Annotated in this window: 11 protein-coding genes; 3 read left to right on the forward strand and 8 right to left on the reverse strand. The window is 52.1% G+C overall.

Going from position 1 to position 10,819, the window contains the following annotated elements; genetic code table 11:
* Positions 1–8: 8 nt before the first annotated feature.
* The gene (gene dapB / locus AYW79_RS09515) at positions 9–749 is read right to left on the reverse strand and encodes a 4-hydroxy-tetrahydrodipicolinate reductase (RefSeq protein ID WP_067564903.1); all 741 of its coding nucleotides are present in this window, start codon (positions 747–749) and stop codon (positions 9–11) included.
* The gene (locus AYW79_RS09520) at positions 746–1,078 is read right to left on the reverse strand and encodes a nucleotide pyrophosphohydrolase (RefSeq protein WP_067564904.1); all 333 of its coding nucleotides are present in this window, start codon (positions 1,076–1,078) and stop codon (positions 746–748) included. The genes dapB and AYW79_RS09520 overlap by 4 nt, the downstream gene beginning before the upstream one ends.
* A gap of 156 nt (positions 1,079–1,234) precedes the next feature.
* Here AYW79_RS09520 and ylbJ point away from each other — a divergent pair, with 156 nt between their 5' ends.
* A complete protein-coding gene (ylbJ, locus tag AYW79_RS09525) occupies positions 1,235–2,485 on the forward strand; it encodes a sporulation integral membrane protein YlbJ (RefSeq protein ID WP_067952945.1) in 1,251 nt (416 codons plus the stop codon).
* An 87-nt stretch (positions 2,486–2,572) separates the two neighbouring features.
* Here ylbJ and AYW79_RS09530 read toward each other — a convergent pair whose 3' ends face one another.
* A complete protein-coding gene (locus AYW79_RS09530; RefSeq protein ID WP_067564907.1) occupies positions 2,573–3,409 on the reverse strand; it encodes an undecaprenyl-diphosphate phosphatase in 837 nt (278 codons plus the stop codon).
* A gap of 138 nt (positions 3,410–3,547) precedes the next feature.
* On the opposite strand from AYW79_RS09530, the gene AYW79_RS09535 reads away from it, so the two are divergent.
* Together AYW79_RS09535 and AYW79_RS09540 are read left to right on the forward strand one after the other, a co-directional pair.
* Positions 3,548–4,609 (forward strand): YkvI family membrane protein, encoded by a 1,062-nt coding sequence (locus AYW79_RS09535; protein ID WP_067564909.1) that lies wholly within the window; start codon positions 3,548–3,550, stop codon positions 4,607–4,609.
* Between the two features lie 77 nt (positions 4,610–4,686).
* Positions 4,687–5,511 (forward strand): YitT family protein, encoded by an 825-nt coding sequence (locus AYW79_RS09540; RefSeq protein WP_067564911.1) that lies wholly within the window; start codon positions 4,687–4,689, stop codon positions 5,509–5,511.
* On the opposite strand, the gene AYW79_RS09545 is transcribed toward AYW79_RS09540, so the two are convergent.
* The 5 genes from AYW79_RS09545 to AYW79_RS09565 form a co-directional block, all read right to left on the reverse strand.
* Positions 5,478–6,110: a DUF1405 domain-containing protein gene (locus AYW79_RS09545; protein WP_067564915.1), complete on the reverse strand. Its 633-nt coding sequence runs from the start codon at positions 6,108–6,110 to the stop codon at positions 5,478–5,480. The genes AYW79_RS09540 and AYW79_RS09545 overlap by 34 nt on opposite strands.
* A gap of 35 nt (positions 6,111–6,145) precedes the next feature.
* On the reverse strand, positions 6,146–6,802 hold the full coding sequence (locus tag AYW79_RS09550; RefSeq protein WP_067564917.1) for a creatininase family protein: 657 nt from the start codon (positions 6,800–6,802) through the stop codon (positions 6,146–6,148).
* Positions 6,803–6,872: 70 nt separating this feature from the next.
* Complete coding sequence (locus AYW79_RS09555) at positions 6,873–7,421, reverse strand: YpiB family protein (RefSeq protein WP_231877805.1); 549 nt, start codon at positions 7,419–7,421, stop codon at positions 6,873–6,875.
* Between the two features lie 233 nt (positions 7,422–7,654).
* Positions 7,655–9,226, reverse strand: coding sequence for a helicase-associated domain-containing protein (locus tag AYW79_RS09560; protein WP_067564923.1), 1,572 nt, complete (start codon positions 9,224–9,226; stop codon positions 7,655–7,657).
* A 274-nt stretch (positions 9,227–9,500) separates the two neighbouring features.
* The gene (locus AYW79_RS09565; protein WP_067952947.1) at positions 9,501–10,613 is read right to left on the reverse strand and encodes a prephenate dehydrogenase; all 1,113 of its coding nucleotides are present in this window, start codon (positions 10,611–10,613) and stop codon (positions 9,501–9,503) included.
* Between the last annotated feature and the right edge of the window lie 206 nt (positions 10,614–10,819).

Consider the following 10,819-nt stretch of genomic DNA (forward strand, 5'->3'; position numbering starts at 1 on the left):
AATCGTCATTAACGGAGCAGGTGATCGAGTCCAACGGTGAGCCCTGTCAGCGCCTGTACATTCCTGACTGAAAGCAGCACGCCCTGCATAAAACTTTCGCGCGACATCGAGTCATGCCGGAGCGTAAAGCGCTCGCCGTCACCGCCAAAAATGACTTCCTGATGAGCAATAAAACCGGGTAAGCGGACGCTGTGAATCGGGATTTTTCGCGGTGATTCACGCGTGGTGCGCGCGCGGTATCGCTGATCAAGCGCTTGCTCAATGCGCTCTGCCGTTCGCTTGGCCGTTCCTGACGGTGCGTCGCGTTTTTGTTCATGGTGGTATTCAATGATCTCGACGTGATCGAAAAAACGGGAGGCGATCTCTGCCATTTGCATCATGAGGATTGCCCCGATTGCAAAATTTGGGACATAGAGTCCGCCGATGCCTGCGTTTTTTAACGCACGGTCGTATGCTTCTAACTCGTCGTCGCGAAAACCAGTCGTTCCGATGACAGGCGATACCCCCGCTTCAATCGCACGCGGGATGATCGCGCGACTCGCGTCTGCGTGTGTAAAGTCGACCACGACATCGACTCGCTCTGTTAAAAAGCATTGCAGCGGATCATCATAGACGGGAATCATTGCATCCTGCGGATCTGCCTTTCGGTCAAGGAGTGCGACGAGTTCGAGATCTTCCGCCTGCATGAGCGCACGCACCGTTTCGCGCCCCATCTTTCCCCGTGGTCCCGCTACAGCCGTGCGGATCATCGCAAAACATCCTTTCTCGTAAAGCGATCCGCATCGCGCGTTCGAAACTTCTCCATGACGGCCGTATGCGCGTCATCGAGGGAAAGATGGAGCTGATTCGCAAGACACGCCATCACAAAGAGCATGTCACCCAGTTCCAACGCGATATTTCCTTCCGGTTCTGTTGCCTTTTTCTGCTTTTCTCCGTAGTGGTGGTTGACTTCCCGCGCCAATTCCCCCAACTCTTCGGTCAGTCGAACGACCAACGTCATGGGATGAAAATACCCTTCTTGAAACTGAGAGATAAACTCATCCACGTCACGTTGAACGTCGGAAAGCGTGCGCGCCATTGCTCGGTTCTCCTCTTCTAAATGCGTCTTGTCCACTAGTATATCGGTCATTACCATTCTCGTCCAACTGCACAGCCTGTCTCATATGCGTTCAATGTCTTACATAGTAGTAGAGGGAGTCTGATGAACCATTCTAGCGAAAGGAGGTATCGCGCGTTGCCATCCCGCAGGAAACACGTGTCAGGGTTGCTGTTAGCGATCCTCGTCGTCCTTTTTACCCTTGCGCTCGTGGTCTATCCAGAGCAAGGTTTCACGGCAGGAATCGCCGGACTTAAAGTGTTCTGGGACGTGGTCTTTCCCTCCCTCCTCCCCTTTTTCATCCTTTCGGAGCTGTTGTTAGGCCTTGGCGTTGTAAACGCGCTTGGCGTGATGCTTGAGCCGTTGATGCGCCCACTTTTTAGCGTGCCAGGTGTTGGCGCGTTTGCATTGTCGATGGGCCTTGCGGCAGGTTATCCGATGGATGCGGTCATCACGGCGCGCTTTCGCAAAAATGGGCTGTGCAGCCGCATTGAGGGAGAGCGACTCCTTGCTTTTACAAACACAGCCGATCCTTTGTTCATGTTTGGCGCAGTCGCGGTCGGGATGTTTCAAAATAAGGCCCTCGGCATCCTGCTCGCACTGGCTCACTACGCTTCGTCCTTTCTGGTTGGACTTACCTTCAAACTCTATGGTCGGCGTGAAGAAAAGAGCGTGCGGCCCGTCGCGCGAACGGATCGACACCCCCAAATTTTGAAACGTGCGTATCAAGAAATGGTGCGGGCGCGCGAAGAGGACGATCGCCCTTTTGGAAAACTGCTCGGTGATTCGGTCAACGATTCGATTCGAACACTTCTCATGATTGGCGGATTTATCGTCTTTTTTGCTGTCTTTATCAAAGTCCTCACCATTGCCGGAATCGTCACGATCATCGGCGTGCCGTTTGTCCTTTTGTTCCACGCGCTCCACATGGACACAGCGCTTGTACAACCGCTGGTCAGCGGGATTTTTGAGATTGACATCGGTTCCGCTGCGACGGCGAGCACATCAGCCGCCTTGATCCAAAAGGTGAGCGTTGTCAGCGCAATCATCGCGTGGAGTGGTTTGAGCGTTCACGCGCAGGTGGCGAGCGTCCTCACCCAGACGGATATCCGCATGCGCCCCTACGTGATTGCGCGCGTTTACCACGCAGTCCTTGCAGCCGTTTTGACGTATTTTTTCTACCAGGCAGGACTCGGTCGCTCACTCGCTTTCGTACCGCACGCCATCTCAGTGATGGCGCCGCTGTCGGCGGGACCTGTGGCACACTGGACCATGACAGGAATCGCACTGGCAACCGCTGCCGCACTGCTTGCTCTGGCTCTTTTGTTGTCGCTTTTGATCCACCTCTTTCGTGACAGTCGCTTTGCCGCGTGGTATGCCAAATCGTGATGATGTTGAAAAAATGGCGGGAGCTGTGTGCTCCCGCCATTTTTTCGTCGTATAGGTTGTACTGTCGCTTTAAAATGTACTGTCGCTTTAAAAGAAGCGGTGAAAAAAGAGTTGATCCGTTATGATCAGTACGCCGAGCACCGCCGCATAGTAACCAAATCCGCGCAAATTCGCTCGCCTGACGTAGTTCATCATAAAGCGGATGGCGAGATAGCCCACCACAGCGCTCGCCAGGAGCCCTGCGAACAAGGTTCCAGAAAGCTGAACGTGTAGTGGTGCTTTGACGAGTTCATACACGGTTGCGCCGGCAATTGCAGGAATGGAGAGAAGAAAGGAAAAGCGTACCGCCGCTTCGCGCGTGAGGCCGAGGCCAAGACCCGCGCTGATCGTGAGTCCAGAGCGCGATAGCGCAGGAAAAACGGCGGCGCCTTGGGCCACGCCCATCCACACAGCTTGGCGATACGATACAAGGGACTCGTGCAGCGTGGTTGCAGATGGAGAATTTGTTGCGCTACGGCGCAGGGATCGCGTGCGCGGCAGCACTTCTTTGCGCGCGGTCAGGCTCTCACTGAAAAGTAAAAGCACGCCTGTGATCACAAATTCAAGGCCTAGTGTGACGCCGTTTGAGAAGGCGGATGCAACAGCGTCTTCAAACACATAGCCGATGACAAACGTCGGTATGCTCCCCGCGATCAAACGTCTCATCAACGGTGACGTCGGGTGACGCAAGAGCTCGCTGACTGCCGCGCGAAAATAGAGAAGAAGCGCTAGCAGCGTCCCAAGGTGAAGCAATACATCAAACGAAAGGTTACTTTTGATGTGAAACAAACGCTCTAGCACGACGAGATGGCCTGAACTGCTGATGGGCAAGAACTCCGTGAGTCCCTGCGTGATGCCAAGGATAATCGCTTGGATGGAAGTCACACGCAACACCTTCTCTCGCTTGATGGACCTGCACTACATGCGTATGGCGAGAGCGGTTTGGCCATGCCCTGCGTGTCTAAAAAATGGTCATTGAAGGAGACGACTCCGAATAGAGTGAGACAAGCGGGGTGAGGTTTTGTGTTTCGGTCAGGGTGGCGACAAGCGTTACAAATTGCGGCAACCTATATTGGCACCGTTGTTGGGGCCGGATTTGCATCGGGTCAGGAAGTGTGGCAATTTTTCACGCGGTATCAAACAGGATCACTGATCGCCATCGGTTTTGCTGCCCTGCTATTTTTTGTGTTAGGCGCGTATGTCATGAATCTCGGGCAGCGACTTAATGCCTCATCTCTCGGTGCCCTACTTCTCAAATTGCTGCCGACCAGAGCCGCCGAAGGCTTGCAAGGCGCGATGCTTGCGCTGCTCTTTGCGCTTACCGTCGCGATGCTTGCAGGGGGTGGCGCGCTCTTGCATGAGCAGTTCGGTTTGAATCCTTGGATAGGCTCACTCGCGACGGCGGCACTTGCACTCATCACCCTCCTCTTTGGAATGAATGGCATCCTGTCAGCCAATTCACTGATTGTGCCCGCTATGTTTCTGCTCGTCCTGATTGTTACGGGCCACAGCATGATGGATTCGCCGAGTGCCACAATGTCCTTTTCGCAACCGCCTGAAGAGCATTCAAGTGGGCTCTCTCTTTTTCTGTCCGCGCTTTCGTATGCGGGATTTAATCTCGGTCTCGCCATGCCTGTGCTGATTCCTCTTGGATGCGTTACAAAGCAAAAAAACACGCTGCGCACAGGCGCGTTTTTGGGCGCCGTTGGCCTATTCGTGATGCTTGCGGTCATGAATGGCGCACTCGCGCGAAACGCGGGTCTCATGACGCGTGAGATTCCACTTTTGGAATTGGCGCGCGGCCAGGGACGGTTTATCGTCATTCCATTCGCCATGGCCCTGTGGGCTGAGATCTACTCGACGCTCATCGCGAATCTCTTTGGATTGACACACGAAATCAGGCGCATCACGGGGATGCGTGAGCGAACGATTCTAGTCATCTTGCTGACGCTCGCGCTCGCCGGCGCGCAGATTGGGTTTGGCCAAATTGTGCGCATCGGCTATCCCCTGTTTGGCGTGATCAGTGGCTGCATTCTCACGCTGGTCATTTTCGCAGATGTGAAAATGCGATTACGCTCTTCCTGATACACTCTTGCGTGCGCGCTGTCTGCTTCGGGTATAATGAAGCGCGTACTAGCGCATGACGTGACGGGGGTGATGCAGTGAAGAAGTTGATTCCGTATGGACTCATCGTTGTTGGAAGTTTTATTTACAGTGTGGGACTAAACGCCTTTATCTCCGCAAATCAGTTGGCAGAGGGCGGCTTTGTGGGAATCTCCCTGGTGCTCTACTATAAACTGCACATCTTAACAGGCCTATCCTATTTCGTGTTTAACATACCTGTCCTGTATCTTGGTTGGCGTTTTTTTGGCCGGGAGTTTATCGCAAAAACATTCGTTGGGGTCGTCGCCGTCTCGCTCTTCACCGTTTTGACTGTCGGATTCGCACAGCATGTAGGCGATCGCCTCCTCGCGGCGCTCTACGGCGGTGTCATCTGTGGCGCGGGGCTTGGTTTAATATTTCGCAGTGGTGGAACGACGGGCGGCGTTGATATTCTCGCGCGCATCGCGCGACATTACTTTGGTTACTCCATGGGCCGCCTCCTCTTTTCATCCGATGTCGTCGTGATCGCCATCGTTGCGCTCATTCTCGGCAAAGAGGTCGCCATGTATTCGCTCGTGGCGCTCTTCGTTTCGAGCCGTGTCATCGACTATGTGATCGAAGGCGTCTCTTCCTCTCACGCCGCGATGGTCATCAGTGAGAAAAACGCAGCGATTGCCGATCGCATTCACAATGACCTCGGGCGCGGAACCACCTTTTTGCGAGGACGTGGCGGATACACGGGGAGCGACAAAGATGTCTTATACTGCGTGGTGAGTCGAGATGAGATTGTCCGACTGCAAAAAGCGGTCGCGCTTGAGGATGAAGACGCATTCGTGGTCGTCCATGAGGTTCACGATGTACTCGGTGAAGGATTCTCACGCTGACGTATTCCGCTGGATAATCTGATCCGATAGAACAGGCTTACTGTGGCAAGCGTCATGAGCGGCGTGGCAATCGTGACAAAAGGTAACATGGCGTGATTGGGCAAGTAAGGAAAAACGCCATACACATAATCAACATAGTCATTCAAAAAAAGCGCCGCTCCCGCAACAAAGAGCTCCCCCTTCTCAAACGTCAAGAGTGGTGAGACTAGTGTGTATAAAAAAGCTTCCACCATCATCCCTGTGTGACTGATGATAAGCAGCCAGGCCTCCAAAGGAAGCCAGTGGACGTTAGCAAACTGCGTCAACAAGACGGTGTCGCACCACAGGCCGTACTTGACAAGCCATGTTGCGCAAAGCGCGGAGAACAAGCGATAGACGGCTTGGCGAGAAGCGTTTTTCATGGTGAGGGCCAGTGTGAGTACAACCGTAAAAAAAAACGCGGAAACGGGGCTGTCTGGCACGAAAGGCCAAAAAAACGTTGAGGTTCTCGCGAGTTGTCCGCGATACCAAGCGAATCCAAAACAGACCCCGATGACGTTCATCACAAGGACAAAGAAAAGCACATCGCGCCGCAACAAAAGAGTCGCCAATCGGTTCAAAGACTCACCCCCATGAACGAGTCTTTCCGAGGGACTCAGCGATTATCCTTGTTTGTCCCCCAAAGTGTCAAAATGCGCTTTTGCAACACATTGTCAATCGCCAGAAAGGTTGCGAGACTCTCTTGTCGTTCTTGCCCACCCTGCGCTTTTTGTGCAAGGCGTGGCGCAATTTCAGTGAGCAATGAAAGCTCGTCACGGAAGTCTGGCGCCTCTTTTAAAAAAAGTTCAGGTGTAAATTCCTGATGATCTGCTGGATCGCTTGTGAGAAACGACGTGTCGCGCCACCAAACGAACGAAGTCGCTTGCAGCGATTTGCTTTGAAACGGTATCATGGCCTGCATCATCGCTTGCTCTGTCGCGATGTGGTCGGTGCACAGGATGAGATGGCGGAGTGCGACGTGCTCATTCACCGACCGGATCAAGGATGTGATGTACGCGCTCTGCTGGGCAGACTCAAGCGCGCCAAAGGTTGAATGTCCATGATCTACATAAAACGGTAAAAGTGGCATCGTCAGCGCGCGACCACCGAGTTTTTGCTCAATTCCATCGCGAATGCGCCGCAAAATCATCCACGATGTGCCAATAGGCAAATTGTCGTTGCGTTGCGCGAGTCCCCCTACACAAAGGACAAGCGTATCGCAGAGGGATGACACGCGTTTGATGTCGCTCATACTCAATTCTTCAAACCGCACAGACTCGTCCTCCTGAATAGAACAAAAGCACGCGGTGAAGGGAGAATTGATTCACCGCGTGCAAAATCGTTCAAATTTCACGTTGTTGAAGTAGCGTGCACAGTTCAGACGCACTTTCATAGAATTCTTTTTCATTTTTTGCCAAGAGCGCGTCATCAATTCGCTTTCGCAAAACAGATTCGCGATATTCCTGCGCAATGCGATCAAGCCATAGTTCGGCGATCAGGCCATGGAGTACCTCAAGGGTTGAAGCTGTGTAACGCGTCTCAGATTGTGCCTCGACAACCGCTTTATAGCGAGCGCTGTTTGCGCGATCGCGGAAATAAAGCGTAACATAGACATCTTCCTCCGGGTGATTGTGCACATCAAGAAATGCTTTCTCCACATCGGATGTTACGCGTTTATTTTTGTAGAATTTGAAAGCGGTCATTTGCACACATGTCGTCGACATGAGCAAAGCCTTTGGACTGTTACGAAATTGGTCAGTGAAGTGCACTCTTGCAAGCAGTTGTTCACTGGAGCAGAGGTACTGTAAGAGCCACTCAGACTCCGGGTTTTTGAGTTCATAATGCTCCAAAAACCACTGAATGAACTGTTTTTTGTCTGCGGCAGTAATCATTTCTTTCACGATCCATTCGCCTCCAATGCTCAAAAGACTTGCGCCTTCCAATCTGAGAAACGTACGATTCCCATGTAATTCGCCAAGCTCTGCGTTCATTCCTGCTTCATATTCAACACCACGTATAGCCAATACATGCAAAAAAAGAGCCGCCCATGACTGCGGGCGGCAAAAAAAATGATGGAATCTAAAACTTGGAATTTTTGAACAATCATCTTATTTGAACTAGCACCTTAATGGTCTGTTTGAATGAGGTATCCGAGCCGACGCAATGTTTTTTCAAGCGGTGCTCGCCCTTCGTCTGCCATGGCGAGAATGAGCGGGCTGACCCAGGTTCCGTCTGCAATCTCTTTCAATGGCAACTGCCTGACGACGTGCGCGCTCGCCTCATCCCGACACGTAATCAGCGTTGCGTGTGACACTTTGATTTTTCCATACGCTTGACTCCACTGTTCTATCATCGTGCACACATTGTCAGGCAGAGGGTGGGGACTGTGTTCGCAGAAAAAATGGAGTATCGATTCTGCTGTATATCCGCTTTGGCATGCGCGGTAAATGCTCTCGCGAGAGATGCGGTAAACACTCATGCGATCTTGTGACACGGGATCTGCGAGTTGTAGCAGATCCCAGCCAAGTATCGCATCGCTTTCTTCAGAGACAATAACATCAAATGTCCCCTGTACAAACAGTGTTGGTTTTCTCGTCACATTCTCTGCTGATTCATCGATCGACTTCGCGTTCAGCCATGAGCAGCCGCGTTCAGTTGCCTGGTAAAGTGGTTCGCCAGACGGTGCAACGGCCGCCCGCAACAGGCCAAGGTATTGAAACATCGCGAAGATGCGCTTTTCGAGTACGACTTCTGGCGTTTCGTAGTAATACGATGTGACATACGGAAGCAACGCCTCGCGCAGTGACGCTGCATATACCCAGTGTGCGTTCGTTAATTCGACAATGCGTTTTGCAATCATTCGGAGGTTGGGAATCGCTGCACAGTAAAGGTGGAGATAGTCGTGCAGAATTTTTTCGGCGCGTTCCTCTTCGCGGAGTGACGTATACGCGCGAGATGGCTCTTCATTCACAGCGAGTCGATCGTCTTCTTGCTCTACAAGACACCCCCGACTGTAGAGGTGATCATACAAAAGCGAAAACCGATCTGGATAGTCAGAAAACCGTCGACCATACCCAAAGCGCCAACCGACATTTGCTTCAAGCGGTTGTTCAGGAATCTGAAAGAGGCTGAAAACCTGTTGCTGGTGTCGCTTAAACATTGCGCCGTCGCGCGTGAGCCTGATTTCATGTGTGCGTACAAAACTAAGCAACGTATAGGCGTCTTTCGCCATACAAAGCCCATCATCTCGATATAAATCAGGCTCACGACTGTAGATTTGAATCGATCGCATCAACTGTTCTGATGTCAGTTTGTAGATGCGATCCCAGAGTTCTTTTGGACAGTGATAGCCATCATCTTTTTGATGACGGCGTCGAAATAATAAACCCTCGTCCTCCAATTGGGAGACGGTGCGCAGAGACGTTTCGCGATCGAGACCCGCGCGTTTGATCACGGCCAATACCTCTTCTGGCGCCAGGGTTTCACGGCGATCAAGCGCGAGCGCCTGAATCGCGCGAATTTCTTCATCCGTAAGGTGTTCTTGTCTCTGTTGCCAATAGGACGGTTCAAAAAAACGTGCAACAATCTCTTGGAGGAGTGAATTTTTAGAATAAAGTGGACAATCCAGCGTGTGGCGTAATGCAATTTTACGCAAATGGCTGACATCGCTGTCATTCAGGTACTCAAGCAGACGCATACTTCATAACCTCCAGAAACGCATGGCGTGGTGACGTGGGACAAATGCTCCCTTTTTTTAGAAACCTTCCCACCTCACACGTTTCTTATGCGCGTCATGGATCAACTTTAAAGAAAAAAAGACTCGCGAGATCGCGAGCCAAGAGAGAGATTATAAGGAGTGGAGAGAAACCATAGCACATCCTGAACTGATTCTACCGACCAATCGTTTGGAAGTCAATGGGCAACACCTTAAATTACCGTTTTTTCACATTTTTGAACAGCAATAGACATGATTATACACGATCAATGATTTGATATCCTTCACGCTGAAGCACAGAGAGTGCATCGTCGTGGAAATGGATCTTATCAAATTGCAACAGCAGTTGACCGAGATCTTCTTCCCTGCTCTCTAGAATGCCGATGTTCCGAATGCTGATGTGATGATTCCCAAGGAGCATTGCAATGCGACCAATCATTCCCGGTTCGTCAGGTACGGAAACGGTCATGGCAAACACGGCGCGAATCGCGCCCGTAGAACGCGCAGGAAGCGCGTCGCGAAACGTGCGCGCATCGTCAAAAAAATGATGGAGATGGGCCTTGTCGCTCGATGAAAGAAGTGCTTTAAGCGCGTTTACACGCGCAATAAAGTCGTCGAGCATCGGAAGAATCTCGGCTCTGTTCTCAAGGGTGATGTCACGCCACAGCGCTGGATCGGCCGAAGCAATGCGCGTAATGTCACGAAACCCGCCCGCTGCGAGCTCTGCGTAAGCAGCGTGTCGATCTGCCAAATCTTTGACCTGACTCACGAGTGTAGACGCGATCAGGTGAGGTACATGGCTAATCGCCGCGACAACACGATCGTGATCCACCGCATCCATAAAGCGCACGCGGCACCCCGCGCGTTTTAAAACGTCAGAAAATACACGCACTTGCACTTCCTGGGTGCTCTCTGGCGTGAGTACATACACGGCGTTTTCAAGCAAGAGCGCATCTGCCGCATACACGCCGGATTTTTCCGACCCTGCCATCGGGTGACCGCCGAGAAACTGCGCATGGAGACCGCACTGTTTGGCGCGATCAACGACACTGCTTTTTGTACTGCAGACATCGGTTATCAAAACATCGCGTGCGGCGAGATGAATGTTTTTTTGCACAAGTGGGAGCAGGTCGAGCACGACGGGAGACGGCGCCGCCAAAACGATGAGATCCGCGTGACGCAATGCGTCTTCTAACCGGTCAGCCGCCTCGTTTATGACACCGCGTTCACGCGCTGCGCGTAGCGCCTCGGGGTTTGCGTCATAGCCGATGACACGCGCTACGGCTCCTGTTTTTTGCAGAGCGAGACTCAGCGAACCACCAATTAATCCACACCCGATCAGACACATGCGAGAAAACTGCGAATCCAAACCGAACTTCCCCTTTATGCAACTGATTTGCCATATTCACATTTGTATCTGGTATCGTGATCATTCACAGGCGATTTTCGCGAGCGACTTTGCAAACGCGATAAGTTCATCTTGTTCGCGCTGCGCTCCGATTGAATCCCCATTCTGTATAGCTTCCGCAATCGCCGCACAGCGCCTGACCAGTGCGCTCCCGACGACGATGCCGT

Source organism: Ferroacidibacillus organovorans (assembly GCF_001642725.1).
GTDB classification, from domain to species: domain Bacteria; phylum Bacillota; class Bacilli; order Alicyclobacillales; family SLC66; genus Ferroacidibacillus; species Ferroacidibacillus organovorans.

Coding starts and splice junctions, on each gene's coding strand:
- AYW79_RS09560 (WP_067564923.1), bottom strand. CDS start 9,226: ATGCGTCTGCTTGAGTACCTGAATGACAGCGATGTCAGCCATTTGCGT.
- AYW79_RS09520 (WP_067564904.1), bottom strand. CDS start 1,078: ATGGCGCGCACGCTTTCCGACGTTCAACGTGACGTGGATGAGTTTATC.
- dapB (WP_067564903.1), bottom strand. CDS start 749: ATGATCCGCACGGCTGTAGCGGGACCACGGGGAAAGATGGGGCGCGAA.
- AYW79_RS09555 (WP_231877805.1), bottom strand. CDS start 7,421: ATGATTACTGCCGCAGACAAAAAACAGTTCATTCAGTGGTTTTTGGAG.